General features: G+C 43.8%; 11 protein-coding genes and 2 pseudogenes. 5 read left to right on the top strand and 8 right to left on the bottom strand.

Translation table 11 applies throughout. The features are described from left to right. Together ACEO2X_RS08585 and ACEO2X_RS08580 are read left to right on the top strand one after the other, a co-directional pair. Positions 1-260: transposase (locus tag ACEO2X_RS08585; RefSeq protein WP_371971676.1), on the top strand; the 260-nt coding region annotated here is incomplete at its 5' end. A 57-nt stretch (positions 261-317) separates the two neighbouring features. Continuing rightward, complete coding sequence (locus ACEO2X_RS08580; protein ID WP_286381482.1) at positions 318-896, top strand: DJ-1/PfpI family protein; 579 nt, start codon at positions 318-320, stop codon at positions 894-896. Between the two features lie 111 nt (positions 897-1,007). Here the strand turns inward: ACEO2X_RS08580 and ACEO2X_RS08575 are convergent, their stop codons facing one another. After that, on the bottom strand, positions 1,008-1,526 hold the full coding sequence (locus ACEO2X_RS08575; RefSeq protein WP_286381483.1) for a hypothetical protein: 519 nt from the start codon (positions 1,524-1,526) through the stop codon (positions 1,008-1,010). Positions 1,527-1,892: 366 nt separating this feature from the next. Then, the gene (locus ACEO2X_RS08570; protein WP_005097272.1) at positions 1,893-2,843 is read right to left on the bottom strand and encodes an IS481 family transposase; all 951 of its coding nucleotides are present in this window, start codon (positions 2,841-2,843) and stop codon (positions 1,893-1,895) included. A 42-nt stretch (positions 2,844-2,885) separates the two neighbouring features. Here ACEO2X_RS08570 and ACEO2X_RS08565 point away from each other — a divergent pair. The 3 genes and pseudogenes from ACEO2X_RS08565 to ACEO2X_RS08555 all read left to right on the top strand — a co-directional run. Beyond that, positions 2,886-3,451, top strand: a pseudogene (locus ACEO2X_RS08565) (IS5 family transposase); the annotation flags it as partial. A 223-nt stretch (positions 3,452-3,674) separates the two neighbouring features. Further along, positions 3,675-3,989 carry a hypothetical protein gene (locus ACEO2X_RS08560; protein ID WP_286397389.1) on the top strand — a complete coding sequence of 105 codons (315 nt, stop codon included), beginning with the start codon at positions 3,675-3,677 and terminating at the stop codon, positions 3,987-3,989. Positions 3,990-4,044: 55 nt separating this feature from the next. Next, a pseudogene (locus ACEO2X_RS08555) lies at positions 4,045-4,149 on the top strand (transposase); the annotation flags it as partial. A gap of 157 nt (positions 4,150-4,306) precedes the next feature. On the opposite strand, the gene ACEO2X_RS08550 reads toward ACEO2X_RS08555, so the two are convergent. The 6 genes from ACEO2X_RS08550 to ACEO2X_RS08525 all read right to left on the bottom strand — a co-directional run bounded on the left by ACEO2X_RS08550 (position 4,307) and on the right by ACEO2X_RS08525 (position 17,498). Next, entirely contained in the window at positions 4,307-4,579 is a 273-nt protein-coding gene (locus ACEO2X_RS08550; protein WP_225554357.1) for a hypothetical protein, read from the bottom strand. Between the two features lie 316 nt (positions 4,580-4,895). Next, positions 4,896-6,935 (bottom strand): protease Lon-related BREX system protein BrxL, encoded by a 2,040-nt coding sequence (gene brxL / locus ACEO2X_RS08545; protein ID WP_371971671.1) that lies wholly within the window; start codon positions 6,933-6,935, stop codon positions 4,896-4,898. Between the two features lie 29 nt (positions 6,936-6,964). Continuing rightward, entirely contained in the window at positions 6,965-9,589 is a 2,625-nt protein-coding gene (gene pglZ / locus ACEO2X_RS08540; RefSeq protein WP_371971669.1) for a BREX-1 system phosphatase PglZ type A, read from the bottom strand. Positions 9,590-9,632: 43 nt separating this feature from the next. Beyond that, complete coding sequence (gene pglX / locus ACEO2X_RS08535; RefSeq protein ID WP_371971667.1) at positions 9,633-13,154, bottom strand: BREX-1 system adenine-specific DNA-methyltransferase PglX; 3,522 nt, start codon at positions 13,152-13,154, stop codon at positions 9,633-9,635. A 46-nt stretch (positions 13,155-13,200) separates the two neighbouring features. After that, positions 13,201-16,881 carry a BREX system P-loop protein BrxC gene (brxC, locus tag ACEO2X_RS08530; RefSeq protein ID WP_371971664.1) on the bottom strand — a complete coding sequence of 1,227 codons (3,681 nt, stop codon included), beginning with the start codon at positions 16,879-16,881 and terminating at the stop codon, positions 13,201-13,203. A gap of 41 nt (positions 16,882-16,922) precedes the next feature. Then, complete coding sequence (locus tag ACEO2X_RS08525) at positions 16,923-17,498, bottom strand: DUF1788 domain-containing protein (protein WP_004281985.1); 576 nt, start codon at positions 17,496-17,498, stop codon at positions 16,923-16,925. Between the last annotated feature and the right edge of the window lie 15 nt (positions 17,499-17,513).

Genomic DNA, 17,513 nt, shown 5'->3' with positions numbered 1-17,513 from the left:
ATGGTTGGCGTGGATACAATGGTTTGGTAGATGTTGGTTACTCAAAGCATTTTAGAGTAAATCATGGAGCGAATGAATTTGCCAGAGGACAATGTCATATAAATGGAATAGAATCATTCTGGAGCTTGTGTAAAAGAAGGCTAGCAAAATTCAACGGTATACAAAAGAGTATTTTTGATTATCATCTTAAAGAAACAGAATGGCGTTGGATGAGGGAGCCTAATGAGCTAGCAACAGAGTTGTGGGACCTCATTAGATAAAACTAAGTGCAAATCTGCTAGTCTAGAGCCAATCATATTTCAATAGAGGGTTACATCATGTCAAAACAAATTCTTATGCTCGTAGGCGACTATGCTGAAGACTACGAAACAATGGTACCTTTTCAGTTTTTAGTCGGCCTTGGCTATAGCGTTCATGCTGTTTGTCCTGACAAAAAAGCCGGTGACAGCATTGCCACGGCTATTCACGATTTTGAAGGCGAACAAACCTATAGCGAAAAACGCGGCCATAACTTTGCGATTAACTATGACTTTGATGCAGTTAACTCAGAAGACTATGTCGGCTTAGTGATTCCGGGTGGTCGTGCGCCTGAATACTTACGTATGAATGCACGTGTGATTGAGATCGTACGTGAATTTGATGCAGCAAAAAAACCGATTGCAGCCGTTTGTCATGGGGCGCAAATTTTGGCGGCAGCTAATGTACTGAAAGGTCGTACCTGTTCGGCTTACCCAGCATGTGCAGCCGAAGTAAAACTGGCTGGCGGTCAGTATGCAGACCTTGCAGTCACGGATGCAGTGACAGATGGTCATTTAGTCACCGCACCGGCATGGCCTGCTCACCCTGCATGGATGGCACAATTTGTTAAAGCTTTAGGCGCGACTATTACGATTTAATGCTCTAGCCACCAAACGAAAATAAATTGGATCACTCTTCATTTAGGTGAATCCATAAAAAATGCTCCTTGCCTAAAAGGAGCATTTTTTTAATCTGCTACTAAAATAGAATTAACGGACCACACCCAACTTATTCCAAAGTCCTGGCGTTAAAAATGTGGTGACTAATTTATTTAAATCCACATAACGCAGTACACCTTGCAACTGCTGCTTGATTTCAGGTGTTTTTAAAATTTCATCGCCTGTAATACTGCCAAGTTCTTGAAAACTTTCCCCTACCGCTTGCATGCCTTCAGCTTGAATCACGGCTTTGGTTTGTGCCGAGCATTGTTCCACCAAGATGCGCTGTAAAACTTGAGCAAGATTTTTATCCAACTGTGTTTTTTGTGTCTCAGTAACATTGCTGAATTGTTTTAAATCCGGATGGGCAGACAGTGCTGCAAAGGTCCATTGAAGGACGGCTGTTTTATCCGTAGCTGTGGTGGATTTGACTAAACAATTACTCAACTGATCAACGCTTGCTCCCGCATTTGCTGTTTGCGTCGTAACGGATAATGTCGCTGCAACACACAATGCAGTGCTCAACCGAGTAAAAACCGTTGGAATATGTACTGAGAAAAAACCTGACATCTCGAAACTCCTAAATCTGAGTTTCCTTGTAGCACATTATTCACCTCATCACCTGTTATGACTCTGTAAAACATGTATCGAAAATGACATGACGTTTATTCGGCCTGCATGGTATGACTGAAATCGATTACATAATTAATGATGGAGGAATCAAGGTTTGTCGGGATTGTTTGAAAGAAGTTGTCCCATTAAGGAAGGCGAGGGTAATCAAGTAGCTCCAGAATACGCTTGAGTCTCGTACTAACTCACCGGACACACCGACTATTGTCATCATGCAGTGTTTGCATGAAGAAGATCGGCAGGGTGACTGCTTGATGGTTATAATGGTGAAGAATGGGAGCACTTATAATTTAGTCACCAGTAAAGCTAGGTGTTTAGTCCCGGCATTTGATGGATCGGATCAATCTTAAAAAGTTCAGGTTCATCTGTCCACTGTTTGCAGATGAATTCGTAGGGAGTCAGGCCCCTGAGTGTTTTGAGTCTGCGGCCGAAGTTGTATGCAGCAATAAAATCAGCAAGGTGAATGCATAGCTGAGTGTGATCGTCGTAATGGAACCGTTTGACAGTAGCTTCTTTAATCGTTCGGTTCATCCGCTCGACCTGTCCATTGGTCCATGGATGCTTGACCTTGGTAAGACGATGTTCAATGCCACATTCAGTACAAATCCGATCAAAGATGTGCTCAGAGGCGTAGCGATCACAGGTGCGGTTCGTGAACTGGATGCCGTTATCTGTTAGCACCGTATGGATTCTATAGGGCACAGCCTTAACCAGATTGCGCAGGAACTCCGCGGCTGCCATCTTACTGGCTTTAGTATGCAATTCAGTGAACGCGAACTTGGAAGTGCGATCAATGGCAACGAAGAGATAAAGCTTACCCTGTGCTGTTCGCATCTCAGCGATGTCGATATGAAAGTAACCAATGGGGTAGCTCTTGAAGCGCTTCCTGACAGGGCGATCACCTTGTACCTCAGGCAGTCGTGAAATACCATGCCGCTGCAAGCAGCGGTGTAACGACGAGCGTGTCAGATAAGGAATACTCGGCTGCAATGCATAAAGGCAATCGTCTAGCGGCAACAAAGTGCGTTTTCGAAAAGCAACAATTGCCGCCTCATCTTCAGGCGATAACACGCTTGAGCGAGGATTCTTTGGCCCGGTTGTAAGATCATCTACTGAAGTACGTTTCTTCCATTTTGCGACGGTCTTTTGATTGATGCCGTAACGCTTGGCTAGCGTTCTTAAGCTCTCTTGACTATTTTGTATTGCTCGACGCACTGCCTGTGTCGTTGTGGCGCTGCTGTGTAGAACTTGTCCCATAGTGCTTCCTTCCATTTATCTGAGAATATTGCACCATTAAAATCTGGGACTAAACACCTAGGTGAGGGCAAATGGAAACGCAAGAAACATGGAGCTGAATATCGTCGCCAATGGCGTAAACTACATATTGGTATAGATGCCAAAACCCTACAAATACGCGCTATTCAGCTCACAACCAATAATGTCAGTGATTCACAGGTGCTTGGTGATTTACTTAATCAGATTCCACAAGATGAGCAGATTGACTCTGTTTATACCGATGGAGCTTATGACACCAAGCAATGCCGTCAGGTCATTGCAGATCGGCAAGCACATGCGGTGATTCCACCTAGAAAAAATGCGAAACCATGGAAAGATACAAAGAGTAGCTCGCTAGAGCGAAATGAATTACTTCGAACAATTAAACGTTTAGGCAGGACACTATGGAAAAAATGGTCAGGCTATCATCGGCGAAGTTGGTTGAAACTAAGATGCATTGCATCAAATTATTAGGAGATAAACTCAGTGCAAGGAGTTTTGATAGCCAAGTGAATGAGATCCATGCACGTGTAGCAGTCCTCAACAGATTTACGGAATTAGGTCGACCACTTACCCAAGTTACGCCTTAAATTTGGCTCAATTAGGGGCGCTTTGCATTTCAAATCTTTGTGCAACAAAGCCCTTGGGAATAACAACAACAACATCGGGTGTAAATCCAAAATAGAAATATAATTTTGGACAATTAACTCTAATATTTTTCTGTCAATGTTTTATGTTGATAAAAAACAATAGCTTGAGCTTTTTTAATTTTTGAATTAAAGTTTTATTTAACGAATTATTACTCTGAAATTAATGACTATTATCAAGAACGTTACTGACTTTCCAGAAAATTTTTTTGGCTTTCACCCTGAGGACTTAAGTCCAGATGAAAAAAATAGACCTCTAGGAAAAATTTTCATAAAATTACAGAAGCTTAGAAATGATCTTGGCCTAAAATGTATTCTCATACCAGGATTCGCATTTAAATCAATTTCGATTATCAATATTGAACAAGATGAATTTCAAACTTTGCTTCAAAAGTTTGGTCCAGAAAATTACAATAATTCTTCTTTTGGCGCACGCAGTTTTATCTTTTTTTCTCCCCATCATCTATTAAACCAGCAATAGCTTAGGGTAATCCTCCCATAAATAACCAAAGTTAAAAGCAGAGGTTAAGCAGCCAATCATAGATAATGCGACGTTCCATAAAGGTAAAAGACTGCAAGAATTACTTCAGAAAGCAGGTCATTACCTTGTATGGCTACCTAAATATAGCCCTGACTTAAATCCTGAGCTAGTCTCAAGCGCTGCTTGAGGCGAAGTGCAAGACGAAGTGAAAAAATGTGGGCTCAAGTAAAATCAGTTAGGAAAAGTTTAGGGTTAAAGATATTGATATCTTATTTCAAGATTACTGCGGTGATTTATTTGGAATTTAGCTATACATATCAGTTACTTTTAACCTCGTGAAAAACACCATGTTCATCCACCTGCATTTGAGGAATGGGTTTATTGATAAGTTCTGCGATCGCAATCAGGTTCGCTGACATTTGCTTGCCCAATAATTCTCTGGATTCAGTTACTTTTTCAGAAACATCCCTGGTCTGATGCAATTCGGGTAAAGGGATTTTTTCATCCTTCATTTCTCTAGCGGGTTCTTGTACTTTTTCTTGAGATTCTGCCGACATTTTCGCGTGAGGTTCAGAAGATTTTTTAGTCATGAGATTTAAGCCTCTCGAGTTGCTTGAAATAATGATTATCTCAATATTTTACAATAGTGAGGTAATGTCCTGCCCACAATAGTCAGCCCAGAATAGAAAGCAATCAAGAATGACTATAAATATGATAATTCTCTCTTTTGAGTCTTTCATTAATCTCTTGGTTCAGCAGTACAGTTCATTGCTTTTTGTTTAATGATCACGGACTAGAAAAAATACTGCCTCTTTTAAAGAGGCAGTATGCTTTTACAACATGATGTTTAACTTGAGAAACTGAATTTAAAACAATCTACTGTAACTCTTCCAGACAGATATGAAATTAATCCACCCCTAGCCCCTTAAACACAGCATCTACCGGATCTGCATAGAAGCTGGTCTGGAACTTGGTAAACAGTTCCACAGGAATCGTTGGGATATCTGCGGCACTACTCATTGGCAAAGCAACCTTCTTGGCACCCGCATCAAAAGCAACTTGCAAACATTCGGCAATACTCTCCACCGGTGTCACAGAGCCACCTAGACTCATATCACCCAGTACCACCATCTGACTTTGTATTGGACGTCCTAATAGGCCAGAGGCAAAAGCCACTAAACTTGGCAAGGCAAGATGGCTGAGCGGGCCGGTGTTCTGTAATTCAACCACATGTAAGTGGAAATCATGTTCCAGCACCTTACTGCCCCCCGAGATTCGAGATGCATTGGCTTTGAAGTAATCAAAAGCAATTTTGACCTGTTCTTTGGCACTGCTTGAATTCCATAAGCCTGATGTCGCCAATTTTCCTGAACCTTTGGTGACTTGAAGTTCTAAGCGGTATAAGCCTGGCATGCCCTTATTACTGAGCCCGATGGTATATAAGAAACCTGGCTTGGCTGGACCTTCGGGAATCAGTCCGCCACCACCCTGCTCTTTGACTGATACAAAATGTTCTTCTAAGGTATCATTGTCGATATAGCTAAAATGCACATCATAGAATTCCATCCCCCCAATTTTCTTCAACTGTTCTTTGACCCGACGGCGCACCTGCAGTGCATATTCCAGGCATTGCCGTACATCTTCTTTATTAAACTGACCGTGTGGGTAAAGCAGCTTCATCAATCCAGAAACCGTCTTGCGAACGGCGATCACATCACGCTGATTCAGGTTATTCCCTAGCTTAAAGTACTTCTCAATGGCATCCGCAAAACTACGCTTACGCATTTCCCGGAAGAACTCAGCCAGATAATCAACGATCAAGCCATAACGGTTGGTAAAGAATTCCGGGCGCATTTTTGGAATTTCCCAACCCGGGATATAGGCATGAAAGCGATCGAAGAATGCCGAATCGATCATAGCTTCAGGAAACGGAGCCAATAAGTGGCTAGTCTTCACCAAGGATTCAACACTTTGGTTAATATTACCCACAAAAACCATCGAAGCTGAGGCTTCCATCTGTTCACGACCACGGGCAAAAGATCCTGAGGCCATGTAGTCTTTCATGATCTGAACGCCATCTTTGTCCTTAAAGGAAATACCGGCAACTTCATCAAAAGCCACCACATCCCACAACCCCACCAGACCAATACGGCGGCTACTCATGTTATAGAACAGATTGGCGACAGTCGTTTGTCCACCGGAGACTAAAATACTATTCGGTGAACACTCTTTGTAAATATGGCTTTTACCGGTACCGCGTGGTCCCAGTTCACAAACGTTATAGTTATTTTCAACGAATGGAACCATACGCGCTAATAGGTGCCATTGCACGTCCTCTTTTAGCGAAGCTGGTTCCATGCCGATCGAACGGATTAAACTCTCGCGCCACTGATCAGTGCTTAGTGCTGCTCTACCACTGAAGAGTTCATCCATATTCATATTGGGCATCTGAATCGGCTTGAGTAAGCTCACGCCAAATGGAGAACTGGTCTGCCCTTCATCAAAGTAGTAGCTGAGCGTAGCAATGACCCAGATACCACCAACAAGTAATTTTTCATACTCTTTAACGATGCCTGCCGAGATTTCGGCATCTTTGATACCCAGATTACTAAAGGAGGCTTCGTATTTGTCCTTACGCTCATTCAGCTTTACGGTCACCCGATCAATGACCTTATAACTGCCCCGTTCACGGACCAGGGATTTCACCTTCTCGGCTTCATCAGGTCGTACATAGTTCTCTGCCAGAACCGTCTTTACGTTACGTAGTCCCTGTTCAATGATCTCTGGGTCATCCGAGGCACAGTACATCCCCAGCAGGTATTCGAGTACATAGACAGGGACATTGGCCCCTTCTTTAATCAGTTTGGTCAGATCCTTGCGTACTACCCGCCCAGCAAAGTGTTCATTCAGCAGCTGATCGAGTTCTTTATCGTTAGCAGATTCCATGTAGGCTACGCTCTATCGTTAATTCGTTATTAGAAGAAGTCATCGGTAAATGCCAAATCAATGGTGACCTTATAGCGTTGCATCTCGATATTCAGGTCTTTGTCCTTCAGTACCAGGAAGTAATCTTTCTTACGGTCAAAATCAGTGCCAGACAATGACAGCCTGACCTGCTTGACCCGATCGGCAACAGAGTCGGTACTGCTATCAAAAGTCAAAGTTTCTTCACTAGAAACTTTAAGATCCCCATCATAAATGGCAATGGATAAAGTCACTGGCATGACCAGCTCACTGACAGCTTCAGTTTGCATCAAATCAAACTTCTGGATGTTATTGACCATTTTCAGCGTGGATTTGGTAGAAATGACCTCAACTTTACGCTTGGTCCGCTGTCCAGCCTTTTCACCACGCAGCTGTTTTACCGTTAGTACAGGCACCACGATTTCCTGAGGCATGATGCCACCATGCACGAAACGTGAGCCTCCTACAAAATGGAAACGGTTCGCCCCTTTTGGAATCCAGAAATCAGTCGCAGATCGTGTGCCTGCCGTAGCTTGGGTTGAGCCTTTCCATGCTTCCTTGCTCTCTGGTAAACCATGCCCAATCACATAGCGTTTTTTGCTTTTCAATGTATTGGCAGGTTTTTCAGTCAAGCTTGAACGATCCGCAGATTCTAGTTTACTTTGCTGGAACAAGAAGCCATGGTCGGCTGTAATCAATAGGGTAGAAATATTGAAATGCATCAAGATTTTGCGGCTAAGTTCAGTCAGCTCTTCAATGGCATGTTCCACCGCCATAAAGGTTTCTGATTCTGTCGAGGCACTGTCTCCGCGTGCATCAATCACGTTGTGATAAACGTAAATCAAATCATGATCTTTCAGTGCTTCACGGCCTTCATCACGCGACCAGCCTTTTACCGTTTCAGCGGTAACCGCCAATCCATTATAGGCAGCCAGAATTTTGGATCGTGCTGCAGTCCCTTTGCTGGACTGCCCATCTACTAAAACATCATCCCCTGCGGCCTCTTTGTACTCCAAAGTCTGATGCGGCAACAACGAGGCCATGCCAAGTGTGGTGTAACTTGGGACAACGCCCAGCTGTGAAGACAATGTCGCTTCAGAATAACGCTTTTCATTGATACGATCACGCAGCTCTACCGCAGCTTCATAACGGAAAGCATCACTGATAATTACCACAATACGGCGTTTCGTTGCAGAACTGAGTAAGGGTCTGACGTGAGTATCGTAGAAGTTCTGCTGATTTGGGATATCTGCCACTTTCCAGACATTCAAGCGTTGCTCAGCTTCTACACGCTCGCCCCAGTTGCGTGCCAAGTGGTCAATAAACCAGTAGGAATAGCAATTTTCGACTTCTTCATCGAGTTTTTTCAGGATATCAACATGAGCGCGTTGAGAAGCAGCACTGTAGTGGCGATATGCCATATCAAAGCGATACAACTCCTGCTCGTAGGCTTTATACAAGGCTTCGCTAGAGTCGAAATAGAACCCAGAATCAAACTGTAGTCGCAGGCTAAACAGGTCAATCGCTGCCTGCAACGCTGTATAGACGGTACGATATTTACGGCGTGTCGCATCATCCTTATGTTTGGAAGCCCAATAGCCATCCAGACGGGTAGAAATAATCGTTCTGAAATGTTCCAGTTCAGCTTTGGTTGCTGCAGGGATCTGGCTGGCCAGATCGACAATGATCTTTTGTTCAATCACTTCAAAAGTCATGACATCGAGCAGCTGCTCCAGATCAAAGGCCCCGACCTTTTCTTGGATCCACAGTGCATTTGCCACGGTCTGGGAGAGTGTATCGAAGGTTGGGTAGTATTTAGAACTGTCTCTCCAGCGCGACAAAAAGGCTCTGGCTGTTGCACGGGAGCTGACGGATGACATCACCAGTTCCTGAGCCCATAGCGGTATATCGCCCAGGCTTTCACAGAAACCTGTAGTCATCAAACGGATAAAGAACGTACCGAGCTTGAATGGTGCTTCCCCATTCAATTCTTCAACCGATGCTGGATAACCAATTTCCGCCTGTAATGCGGTGACCAAAGCTGGCACCAGTTGGAATTTTTCCAGTTCAGCAAAGGAGTCTGGATTGACTTCCAGAGCCAGGTTCTGCTGTACCATTTCATCTGCCAGCGCCAGAACGATATGCATAAGTTCGACACTGTCAGCCTTGACCACAACCGCAATCATGGCCATATCCAGATTCTGTTCATCTGCATCAGGCTGGATATAGCGTTTTAAGGTGCTCAGACGTGCTTTGGCTTTGAGAAATTCTTCACGTTTGGCCAGATGTTCTCTTAGACTCTGCTGCTGTAAACCCAGCTCATTGAAAATAATCGAGAAACGATCGGCATAGAAGCTGCGAGAATATAGCTTGATGTCCAGTAACCAGTCTTTTTCGGTTTCAGGCTCAGGACTAGGGAAATACAGCAAGTATTTACCCTGCTGATCCTCAAGTTCCAGTTTGAGCTTGATCTCCAGACTCGACTCTTCTGCCATATTCAGAATATGAACATCATTCAGTTTTAACGCCTTTACTTCTTCGCTAAAGGACTGTTCCGCATCGTACCAGAAGACAATCCGGTGCTGTTCAATATAAAAGGCTTGTTCCAGACCTTGTTGTAGTTGACTTAAATTCATGCAACGACCTCATCAAGGTCTAGTACCGGAGAAAAAGTATTCATCATTTCTCCCCCGTAATCGCTTTGACTTCAGCCAACAAGTCCCCAAACTTGCCATAATTGACTTTCACCCCATCATCCAGATCTAACGTAATACGCTGATCGGCATAATGACGCAGCTTTTCTTCAAAAGTACTGAGTTCAGCCTGTTGCTTATGCAAATCTTGCAATTTTTTCTCGATGCGTTTTATTTCAGCCGCCGAGTCACTGTTTTCTTTGGCAGTTTCTAGAGAGTTAGCATAGGCTGCCATTTTGGAAATCAGTGGCATGACGTATTCAGTACGCATACGTGCCAAGGTACTTTCGTTATAACGATGCAAGTACACCAATGCTTGGAAAGCCCCCTGTTTACCACTGCTAAATAACCAGTAGATCGGGCGCTTTTTATAGGTCTGCATGTGGTCTTTATAGAACTTGCTGGCGAGGTAACGGCGAATGGTATCTTCAGCTGTTTCACTGGCTTTTTTATCTAAGCTTTCTGCCAGCCACTGCATATTGGCATCCAGCGTGTCTTTGCCCCAAACGGCAGTTAAGAACTCTTGGATACGATGCGTCGCATCATCTTCAAACCAGTGCATTTCGGTCAGTGGAATAATACCGTCAGCATCGGCTGGGAATGTTCTATAACGACTGACATCAAAGTTTTGATTACCTGCATGGGCATAGATTAGACCTGCTTCATCTAGACTATAACGTCCCATCATGCAGCCAAGTGCATAGGAGACTAACCGCTGGCTGTCTTTTTCACGGTCGGCACGGGTAAGCGTAATTTGCTCATCGGGGACATCTGGGGTCAGCTCATCCTGTAAACCATAAGCGTCAATAAACAGCTTGTTGTTTTCTTCTTCCAGACGTTTCATTTCTGCCACGGCGTCAGCATTTTGTTGTTGCCATATATTGAAAGCTTGTTCTAGGTTTGGCTGTTGGCTACGAATAATTGGGTTTTGAGCAAAATCCCATGAGGTTTCGTAGGAATCCCAATCTCTTTGAGATATTGTCAATAAATTTTTATATATTTTTTCTATTTCTCTATTAAATTCAATTAATTTGGAAGGAAATGGCAAAAGGTTAAAATAACCAACATGAAAATGAAGAGTTGGATTAAGTATTTTTGTCATCATATTAACAAATTTGTTATTACAATAACATAAAACTATTTTCTCTATTTTATTATCGGTGGGGAAAGCACAATGACCAGTATTCGAGAATAAAAACCCATTACTATATTTTCGAAATGAATTATTCGCTGAGGTAATATCAGACCATGAAATAAATGGTTTAAAATACTTGTTTTCAGAAGGTAAATGATTTCCTAATGTTTTCAAAAGATCTCTATTATTTTTATCGAATGCTATTACATACTCTTGATTACCATACCATTTTCTATAACTCCCACCTTTGTTAAGCGGATACCATTTTTTGTTGTTTTCCCATCCCTCTTGTGCTGAATCAAGGTTTAAACCTAATTTTGAAAAGTTAATTTCCCAATATAATCTAAAGAATCGACTGTCCTGACCTGTTCCTAATCCTTGCTTAGCTTCTAAGATATTACCTAACGAATTTTCTGAGAAGAATATATTCCGAACATTTTCACTAACCCAATAAGCCACAGGACTACCTGGAATTTTCTTAAAGTCATCCGGTTTAGCGTTGAAAAACCAACCACAATCAGGGTTATTAATGGCTTCTAATGTTTTAGGTGCTTGATTCTCATGACCTTTAAAGTCAGATAATTTAATGTAACTACCCACATAGTCTTTTACATGCGCTTTGGATATCGTATAGGCACACACAGGAATACATGCTGGTTCAAACGCATTATATTCAAGTTGAATGAGTGATTGAATTGTCGCATCTGTAATCAATTTGCTACGCATTTGCTCATAGGATGAAATAAACATCCATACGTAAGGTGTTACAAACGCTGTTTCACCTGAAGCCTTAGAAAGTTCTTGGCATCGCTCTATAAACATAGCGAACATATCTGACTTACTGTCAGGGAATTTCTTCTTGGCAAAATCTTTCAGTGCTGGATTCATCCCCTTACTGCCCATATACGGCGGATTCGCAATCACGGCATCATACTGCTTACCGAGTAATTTAGCCTGTTGTACTAAAGGCAATAACTCTTGCGCTGACTGTTGAGCAAAAATATCCCCTGACTCCAATGCTGTATTCAGCTTGGTTTCTAAGTCAGGTAGTTTCTTCGCGAATGCTTGAGGGATTTGAATCAAAGAACCAAAAGTCGAAGCGTGTTCGAATAAGTCCAGTAATTCTTTTAAATCTGCCTGTGCAATACCAGTACTTGCCAAATCCTGACTGAATGCATCCAAACGCTCAGGCTGACTATCCTGCAACGCAATAATATTTAACTTCGGTGGATTGCTAAATAAACGGCGGTCGTCCTCACGCGCTTTCATTAACAATGCAAAACTAGCTAATTGTGCTGCACGAGTATCAATATCAATGCCGTATAAGTTCTTTTCTAAAATCAAACGTGGAATATCTCGGCTACGGTAACCACGCTCTAAATAAATGGCTTTTAAGCAATCATAGGCTTCCACCAGAATATGCCCCGAACCACAGGCAGGATCGAGTACTGTAATGCTTTCAGGGTTTAAAGTATCGCCATCTTCACTGATCCGCACATCAATCAGTTGTTTTAATTGTGCATTGACCTCATCCGTCTGTTCGGCTGGTTGAATATAATATTCCCACTCACTGGCAAGCGTACTATCAGGCTGTGCCATCAGCCATAAGCGACCGATGCTATTCTGCACCAGATACTTCACAATCCAGTTTGGGGTGAATAGCTGTGTCGCTGCAGGAATGTCTTCACTCTTGACGACTTTACCCACCTGATCTTTCTTTTCAGAAATATAGAACTGATACAGCCAGCCAATAATCTGCACATCCGACCAGTCTTCTCCTGGAATGCTGCTGACCAGATCACGAATCAAGGAGTCGGTTTTGGTCAGGTTATCCGGTAATAACAGTTCAGATTCATCAGACACCTGTTCGAACAGGAGTGGCATGACCTGATTCAACGCATGACACTGAGCCAGTAACAGTTCCCGATACAGCTCTTCGTCTTTATTGCCATCCAGCTTCAGTTCAGCCACACGGCTGGCATCTAAACCTGGTAGGTCAATATCCAGACATTCTTCCAAAATCTGCGGCAAGCCTGCACTACCATCGGCACTACTGAGTACACGGCGACCATGATCCAGTAAGCCTTTGCATTCCATATAGCGAATGGCACAGAGACGGTTAAACCAGCTATAAGCGATATAATCAATCGTCTGCTCAAAACTGCTGGTTTGAATGCGTTTGATCAGCTTGTCACGTGATTTCATGACTGATAGCGGAAAAACCTGATCGCCAATCAGCAGCAAGTCGCCTTTCTGTTCTGCTGGTAAAATGCTGTCTGCGGTGATGCCGTATTTGGCGGCCTGCTTGCGCATCGCTGCGATAAAATCATTTCGTGCTTGCGGTGCGTATTTTTTAATATGACTGGTGTTCATCTTTAAACCTTTAATTAATGACTGATGCCGATATCCCTAACCCGAGTTAGCGGATACGCACACGCTTTTTATCACTCACGATTTTTTTCAGTTCAGCTTTGAGTGCGTCTACAAACTGATCCACTGACTCTTCTGTTTCCAGATAGACACTACTTGAGCTTTTGCTGTAAATGCTAGCAACATCAACTTCTACCACTGGTTTCGGTGGCACTACGGCGGTCGCAGGCTGTGCCGGACTCACAGCAGGTGTTGATGTTGCTGGGCTGGAGATGGTTGCAGTGTTGGTTACACTCTCGGCTTTGCTCTGAGCCAGTTGTGCCGCTTTGGCCTGACGCTGGATTTCCGCCTGAACTTCGCTTTCCAGCTCATACAAGGCTTCATCAAAACGCTCCACGGCGGTTTGGGTTTGCAGCATATAGATGGTGGATAGGCTAGTTTCCACTTCAATATCCGTTTTCAGCAGTTGTAGTGGGCGTAATAGCTTGTTACTCAGCTCAGCGGTGGCAATACCACTGTTTTTAATCTCGGCTTCCAGCTGTTTGATCTTGTCATCAATGTGTTCTATCGCCTGACTGCGCTTTTCAGTCAGCAAGCGTTGATTGACACTTTCCACTGTACGAACTAAATCAGCGACTTTATTTAACAGGCCATAAGGCGATTCGAGGGTGGAAATACGATGTAATTCGGAGAGGGCTTTTTTTGCCACCTCATCACTGCCCAGCGCCTGTTTGTTTTTCTCAAAATGACGTAAGGCCTGTTGCAGTTGCTGCCAGCTCGGCATTTGGTTACTGAAGAACTCGTGAATGTCACGATAATCTTCTTCCAGATCCAGATAGTCGTCCTTGTTCTCAACCACGGCCTTAAAGAAATCGAAGCTGTCGCTATTCGCCAGCAAACGCTCTAAAGTCAGAATCGATTTTTCAATCACTTTCTTGCCCGGGAACTGCCCGACATCAGTTTTACTCTTATACGACTTAAAGTTGGCTAACCAAGTCTTAAAATGCTGCAAATAGAATTCAAATAGCTCTTTCTCAGTCGCTGGTCCCATAGCCGAGAACAGTTCTTGGGTAAGTTGGCGTGCCTGTTTCAATACCTGATCATCAGTCTGGCGTTTTTTAATAATAGAAACATCACGGCGACGGCGGCTGTTTTGTAAAGGCTCAAAGGCATCTTTTAACTGTAAGCTGCCGCCATTTAACTGTAGTGAAATCCGCCCCATCGCAGCCAGCTGACCTACCAGCAATAAAATCTCGGCATCTGGCCAGCCATAAGGACGTTTGGCAAAACGGTCTATCACATCTGAGACTAGAATACGCTCTGTACCAGTGGCGCGTAGTGCAATGTACTGCTCCACTTCCTGTAGGGCTTTGGGATTGCTCTGACCGCCATCCAAAGACAAGCCCAGCTGCGCCATATCATCCACAGTCAAGACGGCGTTCAGTTCACGCCAAGCATCCTGCTGATAGACCTGCAGATAGCTCAGTTTGGTATAGGTGTTTTCCAGCAGATAACGGCAAGCTTCATCCAGCTTGCTGGTTGGACTGGAAGATGAAAGTTGCAGATGCTGCCCTAGGGCATAACTCTCTGCATCTAATAGCATCTCTTCAATTCGAGCAAGTAGGCGTTTTTTACGTTCCTGATTTTCACGGCCACGGTCTGCCAAGATACGGCTGATATCCGATTGGGTGCCATCATCATTCCAACGAATAAATTTATTGGTTTTTAGCCAGGTGCGCAGCTCATTAAAAAACTGTTTATCGTCTGCCAGTTTAAACAGCACTTGCCCTTCGGCCTCGGCGCTTTTACCAATACAGAAAGCTTCGGTATAGAGGTTATATTCAGTATCCAGTGGAGAAATGATTTCAACTTTCAAATCGCTCTCATACTTGCCATCCAGGCTATGACTATCCAGGAAACGTCCAATCTGATAGTCCATCTTATTGGCCTGATGGCGGTATTTGTTCTGATCCCGCAGTAAATCTTTAAAAACAAACTCGGCTAATGCTTTATTTTCTTCTGAAGCTGCTAAGTCAGTGGCTTTAATTTTGCGGGTAATATCGCGTTCTTCATTGGTCAGGAACAGGAACTCATCACCATTGCGGGTAATCAGGCTCTCTTTTTCCAGGCGCAGCAGGCTTTCTTCAATCCGCTTACGTAATGCCAGCTTATCTTCATCAATTTTTTCAATCGACAAAGTGACCAGGTTATCCAGCGTACCTTTAATAATATCGACATAGCGGATCATGAACAGGGTGCGCAGCATCTGCACATCAAAACCATCTAGGGTCTTATTCTGCCCTGCCTGGTCGATGGTACGCTTCACTGCAGTATCCAGGAATCCTTCGACTGAGGCATAGAAGCGGTGGAAAGGAACCAGTGCACCGACTTCATCTGTGGCAATCGCATTGGCAGCCATCTGGAAGGCATCCAGCATGGAACGCTCACCATAGGCTAGGTGTGCACCGGTCGCACCGACTTTACGGATTTCTTCAAAGACTTTTTGCACCAGCTGGAAATGGTACGGCGCAAAAGGATAGTTATGGATAAAACTGTCTGGACCTTCATAGTTTTTGAGTGTCGGGCCTGAACGGTCAAAGGTAATTTGGTTTTTTAAGATGTCGCCCTTTTGCTCAAACACCGATCTGAGCAATGCTTCAGCTTCCGGCGTCTTGCGCAGTAAACGTTTCTGGATGACTTCATCGGTATTCGAACTGGACAACGATAAACGGGTTTTAAAACGTCCGGCAATCTTGGAGAAGTCATTGGCTTTGGAAGAGGACATCTCACCTAAAACAGCATCGATGTCTGCCTGTGAGGTGACGATAATCCAAGCCCGGCCTTTACAAATCGTGCCGAGGTTTTCAGTAATCGTCTGTAAGGTCAGCATCAAGCGGGTATCGCTACCAATAAACTGACCTACTTCATCCACCAGGAACAATATCCGTTGCTGCGGTCCTTTGCTGTCCAGATATTCTTTCACCCACTGACAGAAGTTTTCAACCGAAACACTAAATGTTTGTTCAGAATCTTCAAACCACTTGTGCGCAGCTTCAGCAGATAAGTTGAGGGCTTGGGAAATCGCGGTTTCGACATCATCCTGATAGAACTGATAGCCGTCACGCTCCTCTAGCCAGGACATGCCGCTGGATTCCTCAAACGCCTGTTTAAAGCGTTCGTAGACACCTTTCTGGCTCAGGTGACGTTCCATATGGGCAATATGTGGATGGTCAGCACTAAACCCCTGATACTCGTTAAACACGCGTAAAAACACATTCAGGATCGGATTGCCATCATCATTGGAGCTGGCTTTACTGTCGATGTTAAACAGGATGACATCGGCATGATGGCTGATGGCCTTGCCAATATCGGCACGGATAAATGCATCGCGGATTTTAGTTTCATCAAAGAATTCTGCAGCACTGCGTTCGTTACCTTCCGCATCGCGTGCCACTTTATTGGCCAGAATATACGACAAGGTTTTCAGGAAGTGTGATTTACCTGAACCAAAGAAGCCCGAAATCCATACGCCGACACGGTTGGCAATCGAAGGATCGCTCAGGTCTGTGCCATAAGACTGGAAAAAGTCCCGAAAATGCTTTTCCAGTTCATTGGTGACCACATACTCATCGAGTTCCTGATAAACCGTAGTATTGTCATTCTGGTCTGCTTTTACGACCCCGTTAATCGCACGATCTAATGGCTTATAAAAAAGTTCTTTAATGTTCATCTCAATCCATTCCCCCGAATTCTTATTTCTATTTGCCGTGTTTAAGGCACTAATCTGAATGCTCTGTAGTAATTATTGCTTGGAATTTTTCCAAATAAACTCATCGCTTGACCGTCGTAATAGCCTGGGTAAAACAGCACCACTGGCTTATGCCCCAGTAACGAATGCAAACTATTTAATAAGTGATGGGCACGTAACAGTGGCCAAACCGACCCTACCCCAGTCATCAACACAATATCTTGCGCATTGGTGGCATATTTACTCACCAGATAAGGCGCGAACTTATCCATATGCAGTGGGCCCTTTAAGGCTTTGAGCAGCGCTTCATCGCCTTTGGCTTTTTGCATTTGAATGGCTTTATCGATGAAGTTACGCTCAGCCAGATAATCCACCACGGCTTGCAGCAGGTTGATATTCACCACCTTCAGCTGACTGTGTTTTTTCTCCAGCATCCCGTCTAGAAAATGCAGATATTCGCGCACTTTCAACTCATCTTCAGGTGCATAATCAAAAATCCAGAAGCCAATTTCATTACCCAGTCCTTGCCCGGTGAGAAACTCGGTGGAAAGTATTCGCTCTGGAATCTGATTTAGACGCTCATGTATTTTTTGACTCATTGCTGCCCCTCTACA

It is taken from the genome of Acinetobacter sp. AL9, assembly GCF_041464035.1.
Lineage (GTDB): Bacteria > Pseudomonadota > Gammaproteobacteria > Pseudomonadales > Moraxellaceae > Acinetobacter > Acinetobacter towneri.
Note: the sequence above shows the minus strand (reverse complement) of the source record. Positions and strands in the feature narration are given on the sequence as shown.